Raw genomic sequence first — 19,599 nt, 5'->3', positions numbered from 1 at the left:
ATGACGATCAAATTGAAACTGGAACTGGCTTCGGGCCAATCAATGAACGGTGCGCCGCTGGAGTTATTGTCCAAGGGCGTGGTGATTGCGCGGGCGGTGGTGAATGGGCGTGGGGACGTGGTGTTTGATGCCAAGCCTGGGGTGGCTGGATTGGCGGTGAGGGTGGATCGGTCAATCCTGCGTACTGGCTGATTTTTTCATCAGGGCTACTGGCCCAATCGCGAGCAAGCTCGACTCCCACAGGTTTTGTGTCGATCACAACCGTGTGAACGCACACAAGACACTGTGGGAGCCGAGCTTGCTCGCGATGGCATTCCAGCAGACAGCAGAAAACTCCGAACCAGAAAATTAACCCCGCTGCGCCTCAGCCTCTTCATGCGCATGACGCAGCCGCTCACGGCTATTGGTCAAGTGCAAACGCATCGCCGCTCGCGCCGCATCGGAATCCTGGCGAGCGATGGCGTCGTAAATCTCTTCGTGCTCACGACTCAGGCGATTCATGTAGTGCTGCTGGTCGTCATGGGCCAGGCGCGCCGAGTTCAGCCGCGTGCGCGGAATGATGCTGGTGCCCAGGTGAGTCATGATGTCGGTGAAGTAGCGGTTTCCGGTTGCCAGGGCAATTTGCAGGTGGAACTGGAAGTCCGAGGCGACCGCATCGCTGGCGTGGGAAGCGCTTTCGTTCAGGGCGTCCAGTGCGGCTCTCATCAGACCCAACTGCTCAGGGCTGCGGCGTTGCGCGGCGAGGCCGGCGGATTCGACTTCGAGGCTGATGCGCAATTCCAGAATCGCCAACACGTCACGCAGGGTCACCACCGTCGCCGGGTCAATACGGAAGCCGCTCGGGCTTGGCGTATCGAGCACGAAGGTGCCGATGCCATGGCGGGTTTCCACCTGCCCGGCTGCCTGCAAGCGGGAAATCGCTTCGCGCACCACGGTGCGGCTGACGCCATGGGCGTCCATGATCGCCGACTCGGTGGGCAATTTGTCGCCGCGCTTGAGGAGACCGTCGCGGATCTGCTCGGACAGCACCGTCACCAATTCCTGTGCGAGGCTGCGGCGCTTGCGAGGGAGGCGGGGTGCGTCAATCGGGTTTTCCATGGTGAACATCTGTCTCGAAAATTCGGCTGAATCCGCATCATAGCTCAACGCGGTTGTACGATCACCGTCGGTGAATATCGCCCGCCGTAGGAGCAAGGCTTGCCCGCGATGGCCATTACTCGGTCTATCCGAGCGACTGCGTTATCGTTCATCGCGGGCAAGCCTTGCTCCTACGGGCATTGTGGTGTTCAGGCGGTCACGGTCTGGTCCACCAAATGGCCGTTCTCGATGCGAACATGCCGTGGATGGAAACGCTTCAGGCTGCTGCGATGCCCGACGCTGATAATGCTCAGCCCTGGCAACTCATCGATCAGCGCTTGATACAACGAAGCCTCATCCTCTTCGTCCATCGCCGACGTCGCTTCGTCCATGTACAGCCATTGCGGTGCGTACAGCAGCGCGCGGGCAAATGCCAAACGTTGCTGTTCACCCGGCGAGAGCATGCGCTGCCAGTGGTTGGCTTCATCCAGACGTCCAACAAGATGCGGCAATCGGCAGGTTTCCAGCACGTGAACGTAGCGTTCTTGCGTATAGGTATCGCCAGGCTGTGGATAACTCAGCACTTCGCGCAGGCTGCCAATCGGCAGATAAGGCTTTTGCGGCAGGAACAGGTAGCGCGCCGATGGCAGGCGAATGCTGCCGTGGCCGCGCGGCCACAAGTGCCCCATGGCTCGCAACAAGGTCGACTTGCCACTGCCGGAACGCCCGCTGAGCATGACACGCTCGCCCTCTTCCACCGCCATATCGGCGTTGGTCAGCAAGTGACGACCGTCCGCCAGATCGAGGCCCAGGTTGTGGATCTTCAGTTCCGTGCCTTGATTCTGCACGTCGATGGCCTGCTGGCGCTCTTCATTGTCGGTCATGGCCTGACGGAAGCTGAGCAGACGGTCACAGGTGGCACGCCATGAGGCGAGGTTCTGATACGCACTGATAAACCAGCTGAAGCTTTCCTGCACATTGCCGAATGCCGAGCTGATTTGCATCAGCTCACCGAGTTCGATCTTGCCGGAGAGGTAACGCGGCGAGGCAACAATGAACGGGAAAATGATGGCCGCCTGGCTGTAACCGGCGGTAAAGAATGTCAGGCGTTTGGACACTTTCATGATGTCCCAGAAATTATGCCAGACCATTCCGAAGCGGCCGCTCAACCGACGATTTTCGTTCGGCTCTCCGTTATATAACGCAATGCTTTCGGCATTCTCGCGAATCCGTACCATGGAGAAACGCAGGTCGGCTTCGAAGCGTTGTTGTTGGTTGTTCAGACCGATCAAGCGGCGACCGATCAAATGCGTCAACCAGCTGCCTACCACTGCGTAAACCAGTACGCACCAGAACATGTAGCCGGGAATAGTGATACCGAAGACTTCAATACTGCCCGACACGCCCCACAGAATGATCGAGAACGACACCAGGCTGACGATATTGCGCAGCAGCCCGATACCCAGCTCAAGGGTGTTGGAGGTGAAGTTGTTAAGGTCTTCGGAAATCCGCTGGTCCGGGTTATCGGTGTAACCGCCCTGCTCCAGCTGGTAGTAGTTTTTGTTGCCGAGCCAACGGGCAAAGTGCTTCTCCGTCAGCCAGGCTCGCCAGCGGATGGTCAGCATCTGTGTCAGATAAAGCCGGTACACCGCACCGACAATCGCCACGGCGGCAATCACGCAGAAATACAGAATCAGCTGCCAGAACGCGGCTTCATCTTTCTTTTGCAAGGCGTTGTAGAAGTCCTTGTACCAGGTGTTGAACCACACCGAGATTCCCACGCTGATCAGCGACAGCGCAATCACTGCAATCAACAGCGTCCAGGCCTTGGCCTTCTCTTCACTTTGCCAATAGGGCGTGATAATCGCCCAGACTTTGCGGAAAAACTGCCCGCGCACGGCATCGTTGACCGCGGAATATTCAGCGTTCTGATTCATGAATAAGGCTCGATAGAGAAAAGAACACGCACGAACCGATCATAGTAGATCGGCTCGGGTTATCGCGAGGACTCTGACGATGATCGTTCAGCGTCCGTTCAGCGACGCACGGGGCGCTTCTGTAGTTTGCGCTGCAAGGTGCGGCGGTGCATGCCCAAGGCGCGAGCGGTGGCAGAGATATTGCCTTCGTGCTCGGTCAGCACGCGCTGGATGTGTTCCCACTGCAAACGGTCCACCGACATCGGGTTTTCCGGTACCAGGGAATCGAGGTCGGCGTGCTCGGAAAGCAGCGCAGCCAGCACGTCGTCGGCGTCGGCCGGTTTGCACAGGTAATTGCAGGCGCCGCGCTTGATCGCCTCGACGGCGGTGGCAATGCTCGAATAACCGGTGAGGATCACCACGCGCATTTCCGGGTCCAGTTCAAGCAGTTTGGGCAGCAATACCAAACCCGAGTCGCCGTCCATTTTCAAGTCCAGCGCGGCGTAATCCGGCAGATCGGCCTGAGCGATGGTCAGGCCTTCTTCGGCAGAGCCTGCAGTGCTGACGCGAAAACCGCGGCGGGCCATGGCGCGTGCCATCACGCGGGTGAAGGTGGCATCGTCGTCGACCAACAGCAAATGCGGCAGTTCTTCGCCTTCAACTTGGATATCGTCACTCATGTTCGTCTCCTCGGGCGACACGGGGCAGGCGCAGCTCGGTGAGCGTGCCGCCTTCCTCATGACTGTAGAGTTTCACTGAGCCGCCGGCGCGTGTCACGCTGGCCTTGCTCAAAAACAGGCCCAGGCCGAAACCTTTGCCCTTGGTGGTAAAAAACGGTTTGCCGATCTGCTCGGCGATGGCCAGCGGCACACCGGCGCCGTGGTCACGAATGCTGATGGTCAGGTTTTCAAAATCCCAGTCCAGCGTCACTTGCAGCCCTTCGGGGCAAGCATCGGCGGCGTTGTTCAGCAAATTCAGCAACGCCTGGGTCAAGTCCGGTGGCGGCGCCATGCGCGGCACGGTGCCCTGCCCCAGGCGCTGGAACCGGTAACTGGCTTCCGGGCGCATCAGGTGCCAGCGGTTCAGCGCTTCATCGAGCCAGTCGGTGACGTCCTGCATCTCCACCGCCAAGCGGCGATTGGCTTCGGCGGCACGCACCAGTTGCTGCAAGGTTTCTTTGCAGGCCTTGACCTGATCCTGCAGCACCTTCAGATCATCCTGCAACATCGGGTCTGGATGATCCTGTTGCATCTCTTTGAGCAACACGCTCATGGTCGCCAGCGGCGTGCCCAATTCGTGAGCCGCACCAGCCGCTTGCGTCGCAACAGCCAGCAATTGCTGGTCACGCAGGCCTTCCTCGCGACGAATGGCACGCAGCTCTTCCTGACGGCGCAACTCTTCGGCCATGCGCGCAGCAAAAAAGGTAATCACCGCCGCGGCCAGCGCGAAACTCAGCCACATGCCGTAGACCTGCAGGTTTTCCCGGGCAATCGGGAAGGTTTGCAACGGATAGAAACGCGCCAGCAGCAAGGTGTACATCGTCAAGGCGATACCGGACAGGATCACCGAATAACGCCATGGCAAGGTCACAGCGGCAATGGTCAGCGGCACCAGGTAATAAGAGACGAACGGGTTGGTCGAGCCACCGGAGAAATACAACAGGGCGCTGTGGATAAACAGGTCGCAGGCCAGCTGCAGCGCGTATTCGAGCTCCGTCACCGGCCACGACGTGCGCAGGCGAACCGCCGTGAATACGCACAGCAGCGTCGAGCAGGCGAGGGTCATTGCCAGTTGCACCCACGGCAGCGGCAGCAGGTCCAGCCAGTAGGCCAACCCCACGGAACCGGCCTGAGCGGCGAGCACCAATGTGCGGATGAACGTCAGCCGCCAGAGGTTCTGGCGAGTAGCAGAAGTGATTTGAACGGGGGCGAGCATGAGCTCTCCTGATGAGCGCTCCAGGCGGATCGCACGGAGTATAACCAAGCGCGGGGGCTGGCAGGCAAAAGTGCGGCAAACCGCCACATGGCAATGGCCAACACAAACCCTTGTAGCAGCTACAGGCGATCGCGTTGATCTGTATAGAAGTTGTAACTGGGCGAACCGGATCATTAAAGCTAGAGTCTGATGGTTTCACGCAGGCTTGGACCTGACGCCTGCGCACCGCCCAAGGAGTTTTCATGCACACATTTCGCCGCAGCGCCGCCCTTCTCGCCCTGAGCATTGGCACCCTCGCCAGCCTCCCGACCCTGGCCGCCGACGAGCTGCACTACAACCAGATCTCCCTGCGCGCTGAAGTCAGCCAGGAAGTGGCTCGCGACCTGATGATCGTGACCCTCTACACCGAAGAACAAAACACCGACCCGGCCAAACTCGCCGCCGACGTCAGCACCACCATGAACAAAGCGCTGGCCCAGGCCAAACAAGTCAAAGACATCACCTTGCGCCAGGGCAGCCGCAACAGCTACCCGATCTACGACACCAAGGGCCAGAAAATCACCGGCTGGCGCGAACGCGCCGAACTGCGCCTGGAAAGCTCCGACTTTGCCGCCCTGTCGAAATTGACCGGCGAACTGCTGACCGACCTGAAAATGGGCGGCATGGACTTCGCCATCGCCACGCCAACCCGCAAGGCCAGTGAAGACGCGCTGCTCAAAGATGCCGTGACGGCCTTCAAGGCCCGCGCGCAACTGGCGACCGATGCACTGGGCGGCAAGAGCTACAAAATCGTTAACCTGAACCTGAACAGCAACGGTTATCCACAACCCTACATGCGCGGGCCGATGATGATGAAAGCTGCCGCAATGGATTCGGCGCCGGTGACCCCGGATGTGGAAGCCGGCACCAGCCAGGTCAGCATGACGGCGGATGGGTCGATTGAAGTGTTGATGCCTTGATTTAATAGCTCGTACATATAAACGGCGATCACCCAGTGATCGCCGTTTTTTATTGCCCGTCGCGAACCAGTCAGATGTTGTGCCGACTGATCCACGGCTCTCGCGTTTTATGCCGGATCAACGTTATCCAACGCCCGATTCACCGCCAACTCCGCCAGCATGATGATCTGCTGAATCGCCATTGCCGTATTACGCTGCGGGCCGATCAGGTTCGTGGCGAAATCACTGGTCATGACGCTGGCAGAGGCCAGTGACTCACAGGCTTGTGCCAGCAGGCTTTCGGTGTCCATGTTCGGGGCGATCATGTACATCGTGCTGGGGCGGCGGGGTTTTTCGGTGTATTGGGATGGAGGGTCGAGGTAGTAGTCGAGAGCGCGTTTTATGGCTTCGCGGTCTTTGATTAGCGACTCGGTGCGCAAAGTCTCGGCATCGGGTGCGGTGGTATCGAGGGGTGGATCGGGTACTAACTTATCCATGGGAAAACTCCTACTTACTGATGGGAGCCATCCATTGCCATTTCCACACGACAAATAGGTGGCCGCTGTACGCAGGGTGGAAATACCGGTTAGTAGGACCCGGCCAGACCGAAGTCTGCCCACGCACAGCCGCCATGACGCAGTTTGCAGACGAAAGAAGTCATCGGCAACGATTACGATGGTCCAGCTATGCGGCTACTAAGAGATCCAGGTTTCCACGCCCGGTCGCTGAAATCGCAGCGACAGCCAAAGATTAGAAGGCCCTCTTCCTACCCGGCAACCTGAAAAATGCGTGGGAAAGCACTGCGTTTTTTACACATCATTCAACACAAAGATGGAACGCGGAGCGTCCCCGGCGGCATTCCCACGCGGAGCGTGGGAACGATCAAAATCGTTAACCTGAACCTGAACAGCAACGGTTATCCACAACCCTACATGCGCGGGCCGATGATGATGAAAGCTGCCGCAATGGATTCGGCGCCGGTGACCCCGGATGTGGAAGCCGGCACCAGCCAGGTCAGCATGACGGCGGATGGGTCGATTGAAGTGTTGATGCCTTGATTTAATAGCTCGTACATATAAACGGCGATCACTGTAGTGATCGCCGTTTTTTATTGCCCGTCGCGAACCAGTCAGATGTTGTGCCGACTGATCCACGGCTCTCGCGTTTTATGCCGGATCAACGTTATCCAACGCCCGATTCACCGCCAACTCCGCCAGCATGATGATCTGCTGAATCGCCATCGCCGTACTGCGCTGCGGGCCGATCAGGTTCGTGGCGAAATCACTGGTCATGACGCTGGCAGAGGCCAGTGATTCGCAGGCTTGGGCCAGCAGACTTTCGGTGTCCATGTTCGGGGCGATCATGTACATCGTGCTGGGGCGGCGGTTTTTTTCGGTGTATTGGGATGGAGGGGCGAGGTAGTAGTCGAGGGCGCGTTTTATGGCTTCGCGGTCTTTGATTAGCGACTCGGTGCGCAAGTCTTCGGCTTCGGGAGTGATGGGTGGATCGGGGACTGACTTATCCATGGAAACTCCTACTGGTAACGGGAGCCATCCCTTCGCCGGATCTCAAGCGGCGAAGAGGTGGCAGCTATGTGCAGAGTGAGATCACCGGTAGTAGGCACCCGGCCAGACCGAAGTCTGCCCGCACACAGCCGCCATAACGCATTTACAGGCAGCAGATAAGCTGGCGCCAATTATGGTGGCATTGGCGCTAGATGAATACTAATAGCCGGGGATCTCACGCCCGGTCGCTGATTTTGCAGCGACAGCCAGAGGTTAGAGACACGGCTTCCTACCCGGCAACCTGAAAAATACGTGGGAAAGCACTGCGTTTCTTACACATCTTTCAACACACAAAAATGGAACGCGGAGCGTCCCCGGCGGCATTCCCACGCGGAGCGTGGGAACGATCAATTGATGCACACCTGTTAGAGATTGGTCGGCTGTCAGGCCGCCATCGCTGGCAAGCCATGCTCCTACAGGAATGAGTACACCGGCCGCTTCTCACCACTCATCAGGCCGAGCGTTAGCTCGCCTGCAGCTCTTGATCTTGATCCACCCGCCCCTTCGGGAGGCTGAGTGGAGGTGTTCATCGGGGGAGTGGCGCGCAGCGCCGTTCGACGCAGTCGAACACGCTGCATGTAGGTCGAAGCGAAGCCGACCGGAGGGCAGTGTCCCCGGAGGGATACCGGAGCGAAGGAACGCCGAGCCCCAGCGAGGGGCCGGACGCTCGGGGCGAGCCTTTTTTTGCTTACTTTTTTTTGGCGTTTGAAAAAAAAGTGAGTCGCCGTAAGGGCGAAACCCTAAGCCGCCGTTACCGCAGCAACGGATATACACACAACCCACAAAAACATGGTCGGCCCAAAGGCCGCCACGACCAAGCGGCGCCACCGAAAGAACCAACGGTTGCACCCAGTGCCACCGCCAAGCAGACAGCCCACGACCCAAGAACTGTCCACCCAAAAACAGCGACCGGTCAAACTGCCCCCACACCCCCAACAAACCCGTTAAACAACAAATACCTAACACCTCACCAAGCAATCAACACCATCCCGCCCCCGACGTAAGAAAACCCCCACCCCGAAAATCAGCCATCTAGGGAATTCTGCCCCCACCGTGTGGGTATAAATAAGTAACACCACGCCCCAACGGGGTGCGCAAATCACCGAGATCGCCCCGCCCCGGTGCGCCGGTTGCACCGAAAAAATCACCCGCAAACGGTCAAATGCACCTGAATTTATACAAATGCGACATTAAGGTACGTACGTGCCACTGTTTAACGCCTATGCTCGATCAGGATCTTGCATTGGGTATGGCCCCTGCATAAGTATCCGCAGGGTCGACTCACGAGGTCGTCCTATAATTCCAAAAAAGCCACAATCATGAGGCCACCATGCTTAAACACGCGGTCATTCCGTTTTTAGTCGGCGCCAGCATGCTAGCTGCCGCACCCTTCGCCCAAGCCGCGACTAACCTGGTGTTCTGCTCCGAAGGGAGCCCGGCCGGTTTCGACCCAGGTCAATACACCACCGGGACCGACTTCGACGCCTCTGCAGAAACCATGTTCAACCGCCTCACCCAGTTCGAACGTGGCGGCACCGCTGTCATTCCTGGTCTGGCGACCAGCTGGGATATTTCCCCGGACGGCCTGACGTACACCTTCCACCTGCGCGACGGCGTCAAGTTCCACACCACCCCGTACTTCAAGCCGACTCGTGATTTCAACGCCGACGACGTGCTGTTCACCTTTAATCGCATGATTAACAAGGATGATCCGTTCCGTAAGGCGTACCCGACCGAATTCCCGTACTTCACCGACATGGGGATGGACACCAACATCACCAAGATCGATAAAGTCGACGACAAAACCGTCAAGTTCACCCTCAAGGAAGTTGATGCCGCGTTCATCCAGAACATGGCCATGAGCTTCGCCTCGCTCCAGTCCGCCGAGTACGCAGCCCAGCTGCTGAAAGAAGGCAAAGCCGCCGACATCAACCAGAAGCCGGTCGGCACTGGTCCGTTCGTGTTCAAGAGCTACCAGAAAGACTCCAACATCCGCTACACCGGGAACAAGGACTACTGGAAGCCGGACGACGTGAAGATCGATAACCTGATCTTCGCCATCACCACTGACCCGTCGGTGCGTATCCAGAAGCTGAAGAAGGGCGAGTGCCAGATCACTCTGTTCCCACGTCCGGCCGACCTGAAGGCGCTGAAAGAAGACAAGTCCCTGAAAGTGCCTGATCAGGCCGGTTTCAACCTGGGCTACATCGCCTACAACGTGATGCCTAAGGTCAAGGGTCAAACCGACGCCAACCCGCTGGCTGAACTGAAAGTGCGCCAGGCACTGGACATGGCAGTCAACAAGCAACAGATCATCGACTCCGTTTACCAGGGCGCCGGCCAACTGGCCGTCAACGCCATGCCACCGACCCAGTGGTCCTACGACACCACCATCAAAGATGCCAAGTACGATCCTGAGAAAGCCAAAGAGCTGCTCAAGGAAGCCGGCGTGAAGGAAGGCACCGAAATCGTCCTGTGGGCGATGCCGGTACAGCGTCCATACAACCCGAACGCCAAGCTGATGGCAGAAATGCTGCAGTCCGACTGGTCCAAGATCGGCCTCAAGGTCAAGATCCAGAGCTACGAGTGGGGCGAGTACATCAAGCGCTCCAAAGGTGGCGAGAACCAGGCAATGCTGATTGGCTGGAGCGGTGACAATGGTGATCCGGACAACTGGCTGAACGTGCTGTTCGGCTGTGATTCGCTGGAAGGCAACAACTTCTCCAAATGGTGCGACAAGAAGTTCGACGGCATCGTAAAAGAAGCCAAGCGCACGACCGATCAGGCCAAGCGCACCGAACTGTACAAACAAGCGCAACACGTCCTCAAAGACGCCGTTCCAATGACACCTATCGCTCACTCGACGGTGTTCCAACCTATGCGCAACGAAGTGCAGGATTTCAAGATCAGCCCGTTTGGCTTGAACTCCTTCTACGGCGTCAGCGTCAGCAAATAAGGTGTTGCAACGGCGACGTTTCTGACGTCGCCGTTGTTTTATCTGCCGAGAAAGTAGGAAAACTCTTACATCCAATTCCGCCGCGTACTACCGCAGTGGTGTCGGACGCGTTGCCATTTCCTACGAGTCTTTAGGACTCTACGCATTTACTGCCAGACCCACGGCCCCTACCGTCGGGTTCTGACCAGCTTATGTGTGGGTTCTCGGTTATTGCCGCCCGCAGGGTTTGAATTCAGTGATCCTCCACGTCCCAGGACGGGACGGCGGCTCATTGTCAAAACACTCGTCAATACAAGAGGGAGCGTCATGCGCCATACCTTGGTTTTATCCGCATTACTGGGCACCGGCCTGTTGGCCGCCACTTCCATGAGCCAGGCCGCCAATAACAGCCTGGTGTTCTGCTCCGAAGGCAGCCCCGCCGGTTTCGACACGGCGCAGTACACCACTGCGACCGATAACGACGCCGCCGAGCCGCTGTACAACCGACTGGCAGAGTTTGAAAAAGGCGCGACCAACGTCGTACCGGGCCTGGCCACGAGCTGGGATATTTCCGAGGACGGCCTTAAGTACACGTTTCACCTGCGCGAAGGGGTGAAGTTTCATGGCACCCAATACTTCACGCCGACCCGTGATTTCAACGCCGATGACGTGCTGTTCACGTTTAATCGCATGCTCGACCCACAACAACCATTCCGTAAGGCTTATCCGACCGAGTTCCCGTATTTCAACGGGATGAGCCTGAACAAGAACATCGCCAAGGTCGAAAAGACCGGGCCCTTGACCGTGGTCATGACGCTCAACAGCGTCGACGCCGCGTTCATCCAGAACATCGCCATGAGTTTCGCCGCCATCCTGTCCGCCGAGTACGCCGACAAACTGCTGGCCGAAGGCAAGCCGAGCGATATCAACCAGAAGCCGATCGGCACTGGCCCGTTCGTATTCAAGAGCTATCAGAAAGACTCCAACATCCGTTACACCGGCAACAAGCAGTACTGGGACCCCAGCCGGGTCAAGCTCGACAACCTGATTTTCGCCATCAATACCGACGCCTCGGTACGCGTGCAGAAACTCAAGGCCAACGAGTGCCAGATCACCCTGCACCCGCGCCCTGCCGATGTGGAGGCACTGAAGAGCGACACAAAACTCAAGCTGATCGAGAAGCCTGGCTTCAACCTCGGCTACATCGCCTACAACGTTCGGCACAAGCCTTTCGACCAGCTCGAAGTGCGCCAGGCGCTCGACATGGCGGTGAACAAACAAAGCATTCTCAAGGCCGTCTATCAGGGTGCCGGTCAACTGGCCGTCAACGCCATGCCACCAACGCAATGGTCCTACGACGAGACGATCAAGGACGCCGCCTATAACCCGGAAAAAGCCAAGGAACTGCTCAAGGCTGCCGGTGTGAAAGAAGGCACCGAAATCACTCTGTGGGCGATGCCCGTTCAGCGCCCTTACAACCCGAACGCCAAGTTGATGGCCGAAATGCTCCAGGCTGACTGGGCGAAAATCGGTCTCAACGTGAAGATTGTCAGCTATGAATGGGGCGAGTACATCAAGCGCACCAAGAATGGCGAGCACGACATCAGCCTCATCGGCTGGACCGGGGACAATGGGGACCCGGACAACTGGCTCGGCACGCTTTACAGCTGCGACGCCATCGGTGGCAACAACTACTCCATGTGGTGTGATCCGGCTTACGACAAGCTGATCAAGCAGGCCAAGGTCGTCACCGACCGTGACCAGCGCACCGTGCTCTACAAACAGGCGCAGCAGTACCTCAAACAGCAGGTGCCGATCACGCCAGTCGCCCACTCGACGGTTAACCAGCCGTTAAGCGCCAAAGTCGAAGGGTTCAAAGTCAGCCCCTTCGGCCGCAACGTGTTCTCGGGCGTCAGTATCGACCAATAACCGATTAGCCAGAACGCTGGGGGCGCAGTGCGCCCTCATGCAAACGTATTGCCGTAATTCGCCGATTCGGCCTACAGCAAACGTTTGCGATGCCTTATATGAGTTCTAAACCAAATAGCCGGACCACCAAAAAAGACCGGTATAAAAAAAGAAAGTAAGGAGCTTCACCCATGAAACTGAGCAGCACCGCGTTATTGGCCTTGGCCATCAGCAGCGTAACCGCCACGGCTTACGCAGAAACCCAGAGCCAGGAATTCACCCCGGTGACGGTCAACACCAAAAGCGCACAAGCCGACGCAACCGGCTTTGTCGAAGGCCAATCCATCAGCGGCACCACGCGCAACTGGTACGCCAACGAACAACTGCATCGCGGCGGCAAGTTCACCTACCGCAAAGACGGTGTAGCCACCCCGACAGATCGTCGTATCAACTGGGTTCAAGGCACCATCATCAAGTACAACTCCGGCTTCACTGAAGGGACCGTGGGTTTCAGCACTGAAGTGGCGGCCTACAACGCTGTCGCGCTTGAACGCGACCGTGAGAACCTGGCCTCCAACAACGGTGGCGCACCGACTTCTCGTCCAGGCGCTGGCAACAACCGTACCCTGACCAAGGAGGGCGGCGACGCTCAAGGCCAGTGGAGCAAACTGGGCCTGGCCAACGTCAAGGCGCGCGTCTCCAACACCACGCTGACTGCCGGCCGCATGAACTTCAGCAGCCCGCAAGTTGATGTGATCGGTAACCGTGCGCTGCCTTCGAGCTTCCAGGGCGTCGCAGTCCACAGCGAAGAGCTGAACAACCTGGCTTTCGACCTGGGCACCTTCGACCGCAACTCACCGCGTACCGAAGAGAGCCTGCGCAAGTTCCGCTCCGAATACGGTACCAGCAGCGCCGAAGCCGACCACGTGAACACCGGCGGTATCACTTACCAGCCATTCGCCAGCCTGACCACCAGCTTCTGGGGCACCCAGGCTGAAGACTTGTGGAACCAGTACTACTTCGGCGCCAGCCACGTATTGGGTGACAGCTCGGTACTGAGCCTGACCACCGGCCTGAACTACTACAAGACGGTCGATGAAGGTAAAAAGCTGCTGGGCGAAATCGACAACCAGGCCGGCTCCCTGTCGTTCGGCCTGACTCACCAGGCTCACACCCTGACTTTCTCGTACCAGGAAATTAACGGTAACGAGTACTTCGACTACCTGCACGAAACCAACGGCATCTACCTGGCCAACTCCCTGCTGTCGGACTTCAACGGCCCGAACGAGAAATCCTTCCAGGTTGCCTACGGTCTGAACATGGCCGAATACGGCGTGCCAGGCCTGAAGTTCAACATCTACCAGGCTCGCGGCTGGGGCATCGACGGTACTCACTACACCGGTACTGCCTACGACGTGAAGAACATGGACGGCGAAACCCACTACGAATACGGCATCGGTTCTACCTACGCCATTCAAAGCGGCCCGCTCAAGGCCACCACTGTTCGCGCGACCTACACCGCTCACCGCGCCAGTGAAAACCAGGGTGATGGCAGCATCAACGAGTTCCGTCTCGTGACCACTATTCCGTTCAATATTCTGTAATGCACCTGCCCACCGGCTGATTCAGTGACGAATCGGCCGTTGGGGTTTTGTCCTTTAACCGATTGCAGAGGGTTCTTGATGAAAATGCTTCCCCTACGTGCGGCCATCGCTGCCGCGTTGCTGAGTGTCGCTGTTGGTGTCTCGGCCAAACCCCTGGTGGTCTGCACCGAAGCCAGTCCGGAAGGCTTCGATATGGTCCAGTACACAACTGCAGTCACCGCCGATGCAGTGGCCGAAACCCTCTTCAATCGCCTGGCGGACTTCAAGCCCGGCACCACCGAGGTGATTCCGGCGCTGGCCGACTCCTGGGACATCAGTGAAGACGGTCTGAGCTACACGTTCCACCTGCGCAAAGGCGTCAAATTTCACACCACCGATTACTTCAAGCCGACCCGCGACATGAACGCCGACGACGTAGTCTGGAGCTTCCAGCGTCAACTGGACCCAAACCACCCATGGCACAAACTGTCGAGCGTGGGCTTCCCGTACTTTGAAAGCATGGGCTTTAAAGAACTGCTCAAAAGCGTAGAAAAAGTCGACGACAACACGGTCAAGTTCACCCTGACCCGTCGCGAAGCGCCATTCCTGGCAGACATTGCCATGGCCTTCTCCTCGATCTACTCCGCCGAGTACGCTGACCAGTTGCTCAAGGCCAACAAGGCCGGCGACCTGAACAACAAACCGGTCGGCACCGGCCCGTTCGTGTTCCAGCGCTATAACAAGGACGCGCAAGTTCGCTTCAAGGCCAACCCGGAGTACTTCCGTGGCAAGCCACCGGCAGACGCGTTGATTCTGGCGATTGCGACCGACAACAACGTGCGCCTGCAAAAACTCAAGGCCAACGAGTGCCAGATCGCGCTGTATCCGAAACCGGATGACATTCCGAGCATCAAGAAAGACACCAACCTCAAGGTTGATGAGCTGAACGCGATGACCGTTTCCTACATCGCGATGAACACCTCGCACAAGTACATGAGTGATGTGCGCGTGCGTAAAGCCATCGACATCGCGTTCGACAAGGCGGCCTATGTCAACGCGCTGTTCGGCAAAGGCAACGCGACTGTGGCGGTCAACCCGTACCCGGACACCCTGCTGGGCTACAACCACAAGCTGACCAACCCGCCGCGTGACTTGGACAAGGCCCGCGCCTTGCTCAAGGAAGCAGGCGTACCGGAAGGCACAACGTTTACACTGTTCACCCGTAACGGCGGCGGGCCGACCAACCCGAACCCGATGCTGGGCGCGCAGATGATGCAGGCTGACCTGGCCAAGGTCGGCATCAAGATCGACATTCGCGTCATGGAATGGGGCGAAATGCTCAAACGTGCGAAAAACGGCGAGCACGACATGGTTTCCGCCGGATGGGCGGGCGATAACGGCGACCCGGATAACTTCCTGACGCCTATGCTGAGTTGCGAAGCAGCCAAGAACGGCGAAAACTACGCGCGCTGGTGCAACGAGAAATTCCAGACGCTGATCGACGAAGCCCGAGCTAAAGTGAACCCGACGGAACGTGCAGCGCTCTACGAGCAAGCCCAGGAGGTTTTCAATCAGGACCAGCCATGGATCAGCATGGCGCACACCCGTATGTTTACTGCAATGCGCAACAACGTAGAGGGCTATCACATTAGCCCGCTTACCACGAATAACTTCGCCACCACCCAGGTGAAGTAAATAAGAAAACTCCCGGTGTCCCTGACTCCAGGGACACCAGGCACGCCTAACCGGCTGATGAGGTACACCACAAGATGTTTAGTTTTATTGCCCGCCGATTGGGGTTATTGATCCCCACGTTTTTCGGCATCACCTTGCTGACTTTCGCGCTGATTCGCATGATTCCAGGCGACCCGGTGGAAGTCATGATGGGCGAACGTCGCGTCGACCCCGAAATGCACGCACAGGCAATGGAACGCCTTGGTCTGAACAAGCCGCTGTATGCCCAGTACCTGGACTACATCGGCAAACTGGCCCACGGCGACCTCGGCGAATCGCTGCGTACCCGTGAAAGCGTGTGGAGCGAGTTCACCTCTCTATTCCCCGCGACCCTGGAACTGTCCATGGCCGCCCTGTTGTTCGCCGGCATCCTGGGCCTCCTGGCCGGGGTGATCGCGGCACTTAAGCGAGGATCCCTGTTCGACCATGGGGTGATGGGCGTCTCCCTCGCGGGGTACTCGATGCCGATCTTCTGGTGGGGCCTGATCCTGATCATGTTCTTCTCGGTGAGCCTGGGCTGGACCCCGGTATCGGGGCGGATCGACCTGCTCTACGACATCGAGCCGCGCACCGGTTTCATGCTGATCGATACGCTGCTGGCCGATGACGTCGGTGCGTTCCTCGATGCCCTGCATCACCTGATCCTGCCGGCCATCGTGCTGGGCACTATCCCGCTGGCCGTTATCGCGCGGATGACCCGTTCGTCGATGCTCGAAGTGCTGCGTGAAGACTACATCCGTACCGCCCGCGCCAAAGGCCTGTCGCCTTCTCGCGTGGTGTTCGTGCACGGCTTGCGTAACGCACTGATTCCGGTACTGACCGTGGTCGGCCTGCAAGTCGGCACATTGCTGGCCGGTGCGGTCCTGACCGAGACCATCTTCTCGTGGCCGGGCATCGGCAAATGGCTGATCGAAGCCATTGGCGCCCGGGACTATCCCGTTGTGCAAAACGGCATCCTGCTAATCGCCTGCCTGGTGATTGTGGTCAACTTCGTAGTGGACATCCTCTACGGCTTTGCCAACCCACGCATCCGTCACCAGCGCTGAGATCATGACCATGACCACTCCAGCTTCAACTCAAAATCAAGCGGTAGCAGTCGATCAAAGCCTGCTGTACCCGTCCCCGTACAAAGAATTCTGGCAAGCGTTCTCCAAAAACAAAGGCGCCGTTGCCGGCCTGATGTTCATGTTGCTGGTGATTTTCTGCGCGATCTTCGCGCCATGGGTTGCCCCGCATAACCCGAGCGAGCAATACCGCGATTTCCTGCTGACCCCGCCAGCCTGGCTGGAAGGTGGGCAGATCCAGTTCCTGCTCGGCACCGATGAACTGGGTCGCGACCTGCTGTCGCGCCTGATCACGGGCTCGCGGCTGTCGCTGATGATCGGCTTGTCGTCGGTGGTGATGTCGTTGATTCCGGGGATCCTGCTGGGTCTGTTCGCCGGTTTCTTCCCGCGCCTGTTGGGCCCGACCATCATGCGTCTGATGGACATCATGCTGGCCCTGCCGTCGCTGCTGCTGGCCGTGGCGATTGTCGCCATCCTCGGCCCTGGCCTGATCAACACCGTGATCGCCATCGCCGTGGTGTCCCTGCCGTCCTATGTTCGACTGACCCGCGCGGCGGTGATGGGCGAACTGAACCGCGATTACGTGACCGCCGCCCGCCTGGCCGGTGCCACGTTGCCGCGCCTGATGTTCATCACCGTGCTGCCGAACTGCATGGCACCGCTGATCGTTCAGGCGACCTTGAGCTTCTCCTCGGCGATTCTCGATGCCGCGGCACTGGGCTTCCTCGGCCTTGGCGTACAACCGCCAACCCCTGAGTGGGGCACCATGCTGGCTTCGGCTCGCGACTACATCGAACGCGCCTGGTGGGTGGTCAGCCTGCCGGGTCTGACCATTTTGCTCAGCGTGCTGGCAATCAACTTGATGGGCGACGGCCTGCGCGATGCGCTGGACCCGAAACTCAAGAACGCCGCCTGAGGAGATTCAAATGTCACTGTTAGAAATCAAGAATCTCAACGTTCGCTTTGGCGACAAAAACGCCGTTCCGGTGGTCGACGGGCTCGACATTACCGTGGAGAAGGGCGAAGTCCTGGCCATCGTTGGCGAGTCGGGTTCGGGTAAGTCCGTGACCATGATGGCGCTGATGGGCCTGATCGAACACCCGGGGATCGTCACTGCCGACGCCCTGAACTTCGACGGCAAGAACATGCTCAAGCTCAGCAACCGTCAGCGTCGGCAAATCGTCGGCAAAGACCTGGCCATGGTCTTCCAGGACCCGATGACCGCGCTGAACCCGAGCTACACCGTCGGTTTCCAGATCGAAGAAGTGCTGCGCCTGCACCTGAAAATGTCCGGCAAGCAAGCGCGCAAGCGTGCCATCGAGCTGCTGGAAAAAGTGGAAATCCCCGGCGCCGCCAGCCGTATGGACGCCTACCCGCACCAACTGTCCGGCGGTATGAGCCAGCGTGTGGCAATCGCCATGGCGATTGCCGGCGAACCGAAACTGCTGATCGCCGACGAACCGACCACCGCGCTGGACGTAACGATTCAGGCGCAGATCATGGACCTGCTGCTGGCGTTGCAGAAAGAGCAGAACATGGGCCTGGTGCTGATCACCCACGACCTCGCGGTCGTGGCCGAAACCGCCCAGCGCGTGTGCGTGATGTACGCCGGTCAAGCGGTTGAAGTCGGTCAGGTGCCCCAGCTGTTCGACATTCCGGCGCACCCTTACAGCGAAGCGCTGCTCAAGGCGATTCCGGAACACAGCCTCGGTGCCACACGCCTGTCGACCCTGCCGGGCATCGTTCCCGGTCGCTACGACCGTCCGCAAGGCTGCCTGCTGTCGCCGCGTTGCCCGTATGTGCAAGACAGCTGCCGCGCCACGCGCCCGGCCCTGGACCCGAAAAGCCACAGCCTCGCCCGCTGCTTCTACCCGCTGAACCAGGAGGTGGCGTAATGGCCGTCGTACTTACCGCCCGCGACCTGACCCGTCACTACGAAGTGTCCCGCGGCCTGTTCAAGGGCCATGCGACCGTGCGCGCCCTCAACGGCGTGTCGTTTGAACTGCATGCCGGCAAAACCCTTGCCGTCGTCGGTGAATCAGGCTGCGGCAAATCCACCCTGGCCCGGGCGTTGACCCTGATCGAAGAGCCGTCCTCCGGCTCCTTGAAAATCGCCGGCCAGGAAGTCACCGGTGCCGACAAGGCCCAGCGCAAGCAACTGCGCAAAGACGTGCAGATGGTGTTCCAGAGCCCGTACGCGTCGCTGAACCCACGGCAAAAAGTCGGTGATCAGCTCGGTGAACCGCTGCTGATCAACACTAACCTGAGTGCGTCCGAACGTCGCGAAAAAGTCCAGGCGATGATGAAGCAGGTGGGCTTGCGTCCCGAGCACTACCAGCGTTATCCGCACATGTTCTCCGGCGGTCAGCGCCAGCGGATTGCCCTGGCCCGCGCGATGATGTTGCAGCCTAAAGTGCTGGTGGCGGATGAGCCGACCTCGGCATTGGACGTGTCGATCCAGGCGCAGGTGCTGAACCTGTTCATGGATTTGCAGCAAGAGTTCAACACCGCCTACGTGTTCATCTCGCACAACCTGGCGGTGGTGCAACACGTGGCTGATGACGTGATGGTGATGTACCTCGGTCGCCCGGTAGAAATGGGTCCGAAGAACGACATCTACGAGCGTCCGCTGCACCCGTACACCCAGGCGCTGCTGTCGGCCACACCGACCATTCACCCGGACCCGAACAAGCCGAAAATCAAAATCGTCGGCGAGTTGCCCAACCCGCTGAACCCACCGTCCGGCTGCGCCTTCCACAAGCGCTGCCCGTATGCCACCGAGCGCTGCAGCACCGAAGAGCCAGCCCTGCGCCCTCTCGATAACCGCCAGGTGGCTTGCCACTACGCCGAGCAATTCCTCGACGGCGCGGCATAAAAATGTGGGAGTGAGCCAGCTCACTCCCACAGCGATTGAATCGCACACGTCATCAAGAAGCGTTAACCA

The 19,599-nt window shown here is 58.7% G+C and carries 17 protein-coding genes; 11 read left to right on the top strand and 6 right to left on the bottom strand.

The genetic code is table 11. The features are described 5' to 3' along the window. The gene (locus LOY55_RS04110; protein WP_109787852.1) at nucleotides 1-192 is read left to right on the top strand and encodes a hypothetical protein; all 192 of its coding nucleotides are present in this window, start codon (nucleotides 1-3) and stop codon (nucleotides 190-192) included. 156 nt (nucleotides 193-348) lie between these two features. Here the strand turns inward: LOY55_RS04110 and LOY55_RS04105 are convergent, their stop codons facing one another. The 4 genes from LOY55_RS04105 to LOY55_RS04090 form a co-directional block, all read right to left on the bottom strand. Continuing rightward, nucleotides 349-1,098, bottom strand: a complete 750-nt coding sequence (locus LOY55_RS04105; protein WP_175648959.1) for a FadR/GntR family transcriptional regulator — start codon at nucleotides 1,096-1,098, stop codon at nucleotides 349-351. A gap of 188 nt (nucleotides 1,099-1,286) precedes the next feature. Continuing rightward, nucleotides 1,287-3,014: an ABC transporter ATP-binding protein/permease gene (locus tag LOY55_RS04100; protein ID WP_109787851.1), complete on the bottom strand. Its 1,728-nt coding sequence runs from the start codon at nucleotides 3,012-3,014 to the stop codon at nucleotides 1,287-1,289. 98 nt (nucleotides 3,015-3,112) lie between these two features. Next, nucleotides 3,113-3,673 (bottom strand): response regulator transcription factor, encoded by a 561-nt coding sequence (locus LOY55_RS04095; RefSeq protein WP_046026852.1) that lies wholly within the window; start codon nucleotides 3,671-3,673, stop codon nucleotides 3,113-3,115. Then, nucleotides 3,666-4,928, bottom strand: coding sequence for an ATP-binding protein (locus tag LOY55_RS04090; RefSeq protein WP_046026853.1), 1,263 nt, complete (start codon nucleotides 4,926-4,928; stop codon nucleotides 3,666-3,668). Before LOY55_RS04090 ends, LOY55_RS04095 begins: the two co-directional genes overlap by 8 nt. A gap of 242 nt (nucleotides 4,929-5,170) precedes the next feature. Between LOY55_RS04090 and LOY55_RS04085 the strand changes: the two genes are divergently transcribed. Continuing rightward, nucleotides 5,171-5,887, top strand: coding sequence for an SIMPL domain-containing protein (locus LOY55_RS04085; RefSeq protein ID WP_109787849.1), 717 nt, complete (start codon nucleotides 5,171-5,173; stop codon nucleotides 5,885-5,887). 107 nt (nucleotides 5,888-5,994) lie between these two features. Here LOY55_RS04085 and LOY55_RS04080 read toward each other — a convergent pair whose 3' ends face one another. Then, a complete protein-coding gene (locus LOY55_RS04080) occupies nucleotides 5,995-6,363 on the bottom strand; it encodes a DUF6124 family protein (RefSeq protein ID WP_077430879.1) in 369 nt (122 codons plus the stop codon). Nucleotides 6,364-6,738: 375 nt separating this feature from the next. On the opposite strand from LOY55_RS04080, the gene LOY55_RS04075 reads away from it, so the two are divergent. Next, nucleotides 6,739-6,924: a hypothetical protein gene (locus LOY55_RS04075; RefSeq protein ID WP_223523997.1), complete on the top strand. Its 186-nt coding sequence runs from the start codon at nucleotides 6,739-6,741 to the stop codon at nucleotides 6,922-6,924. Between the two features lie 108 nt (nucleotides 6,925-7,032). Here LOY55_RS04075 and LOY55_RS04070 read toward each other — a convergent pair whose 3' ends face one another. Further along, on the bottom strand, nucleotides 7,033-7,392 hold the full coding sequence (locus LOY55_RS04070) for a DUF6124 family protein (protein ID WP_258667726.1): 360 nt from the start codon (nucleotides 7,390-7,392) through the stop codon (nucleotides 7,033-7,035). 1,369 nt (nucleotides 7,393-8,761) lie between these two features. Between LOY55_RS04070 and LOY55_RS04065 the strand changes: the two genes are divergently transcribed. From LOY55_RS04065 to LOY55_RS04030, 8 genes are all read left to right on the top strand, one after another. Further along, nucleotides 8,762-10,387 carry an ABC transporter substrate-binding protein gene (locus LOY55_RS04065; protein ID WP_046026856.1) on the top strand — a complete coding sequence of 542 codons (1,626 nt, stop codon included), beginning with the start codon at nucleotides 8,762-8,764 and terminating at the stop codon, nucleotides 10,385-10,387. Nucleotides 10,388-10,693: 306 nt separating this feature from the next. Beyond that, nucleotides 10,694-12,295: an ABC transporter substrate-binding protein gene (locus tag LOY55_RS04060; protein ID WP_077430882.1), complete on the top strand. Its 1,602-nt coding sequence runs from the start codon at nucleotides 10,694-10,696 to the stop codon at nucleotides 12,293-12,295. Nucleotides 12,296-12,465: 170 nt separating this feature from the next. Then, the gene (locus tag LOY55_RS04055) at nucleotides 12,466-13,878 is read left to right on the top strand and encodes an OprD family porin (RefSeq protein ID WP_046026858.1); all 1,413 of its coding nucleotides are present in this window, start codon (nucleotides 12,466-12,468) and stop codon (nucleotides 13,876-13,878) included. A gap of 78 nt (nucleotides 13,879-13,956) precedes the next feature. After that, nucleotides 13,957-15,552: an ABC transporter substrate-binding protein gene (locus LOY55_RS04050; RefSeq protein ID WP_109787847.1), complete on the top strand. Its 1,596-nt coding sequence runs from the start codon at nucleotides 13,957-13,959 to the stop codon at nucleotides 15,550-15,552. A 74-nt stretch (nucleotides 15,553-15,626) separates the two neighbouring features. Then, complete coding sequence (locus LOY55_RS04045; protein ID WP_258667725.1) at nucleotides 15,627-16,637, top strand: ABC transporter permease subunit; 1,011 nt, start codon at nucleotides 15,627-15,629, stop codon at nucleotides 16,635-16,637. 4 nt (nucleotides 16,638-16,641) lie between these two features. Then, nucleotides 16,642-17,571, top strand: coding sequence for an ABC transporter permease subunit (locus LOY55_RS04040; RefSeq protein ID WP_408980958.1), 930 nt, complete (start codon nucleotides 16,642-16,644; stop codon nucleotides 17,569-17,571). Nucleotides 17,572-17,581: 10 nt separating this feature from the next. Then, complete coding sequence (locus tag LOY55_RS04035) at nucleotides 17,582-18,550, top strand: ABC transporter ATP-binding protein (protein WP_027924492.1); 969 nt, start codon at nucleotides 17,582-17,584, stop codon at nucleotides 18,548-18,550. Beyond that, on the top strand, nucleotides 18,550-19,530 hold the full coding sequence (locus LOY55_RS04030) for a peptide ABC transporter ATP-binding protein (protein WP_077430884.1): 981 nt from the start codon (nucleotides 18,550-18,552) through the stop codon (nucleotides 19,528-19,530). Before LOY55_RS04035 ends, LOY55_RS04030 begins: the two co-directional genes overlap by 1 nt. The last annotated feature ends 69 nt before the right edge of the window (nucleotides 19,531-19,599 follow it).

It is taken from the genome of Pseudomonas sp. B21-040 (genome assembly GCF_024748695.1).
Taxonomy (GTDB): domain Bacteria; phylum Pseudomonadota; class Gammaproteobacteria; order Pseudomonadales; family Pseudomonadaceae; genus Aquipseudomonas.
The sequence above is the reverse complement of the archived record's forward strand: the minus strand, read 5'-3'. Positions and strand labels throughout refer to the sequence as shown.

Coding starts and splice junctions, on each gene's coding strand:
- LOY55_RS04110 (WP_109787852.1), top strand. CDS start 1: ATGACGATCAAATTGAAACTGGAACTGGCTTCGGGCCAATCAATGAAC.
- LOY55_RS04105 (WP_175648959.1), bottom strand. CDS start 1,098: ATGGAAAACCCGATTGACGCACCCCGCCTCCCTCGCAAGCGCCGCAGC.
- LOY55_RS04100 (WP_109787851.1), bottom strand. CDS start 3,014: ATGAATCAGAACGCTGAATATTCCGCGGTCAACGATGCCGTGCGCGGG.
- LOY55_RS04095 (WP_046026852.1), bottom strand. CDS start 3,673: ATGAGTGACGATATCCAAGTTGAAGGCGAAGAACTGCCGCATTTGCTG.
- LOY55_RS04090 (WP_046026853.1), bottom strand. CDS start 4,928: ATGCTCGCCCCCGTTCAAATCACTTCTGCTACTCGCCAGAACCTCTGG.
- LOY55_RS04085 (WP_109787849.1), top strand. CDS start 5,171: ATGCACACATTTCGCCGCAGCGCCGCCCTTCTCGCCCTGAGCATTGGC.
- LOY55_RS04080 (WP_077430879.1), bottom strand. CDS start 6,363: ATGGATAAGTTAGTACCCGATCCACCCCTCGATACCACCGCACCCGAT.
- LOY55_RS04070 (WP_258667726.1), bottom strand. CDS start 7,392: ATGGATAAGTCAGTCCCCGATCCACCCATCACTCCCGAAGCCGAAGAC.
- LOY55_RS04065 (WP_046026856.1), top strand. CDS start 8,762: ATGCTTAAACACGCGGTCATTCCGTTTTTAGTCGGCGCCAGCATGCTA.
- LOY55_RS04060 (WP_077430882.1), top strand. CDS start 10,694: ATGCGCCATACCTTGGTTTTATCCGCATTACTGGGCACCGGCCTGTTG.
- LOY55_RS04055 (WP_046026858.1), top strand. CDS start 12,466: ATGAAACTGAGCAGCACCGCGTTATTGGCCTTGGCCATCAGCAGCGTA.
- LOY55_RS04050 (WP_109787847.1), top strand. CDS start 13,957: ATGAAAATGCTTCCCCTACGTGCGGCCATCGCTGCCGCGTTGCTGAGT.
- LOY55_RS04045 (WP_258667725.1), top strand. CDS start 15,627: ATGTTTAGTTTTATTGCCCGCCGATTGGGGTTATTGATCCCCACGTTT.
- LOY55_RS04040 (WP_408980958.1), top strand. CDS start 16,642: ATGACCATGACCACTCCAGCTTCAACTCAAAATCAAGCGGTAGCAGTC.
- LOY55_RS04035 (WP_027924492.1), top strand. CDS start 17,582: ATGTCACTGTTAGAAATCAAGAATCTCAACGTTCGCTTTGGCGACAAA.
- LOY55_RS04030 (WP_077430884.1), top strand. CDS start 18,550: ATGGCCGTCGTACTTACCGCCCGCGACCTGACCCGTCACTACGAAGTG.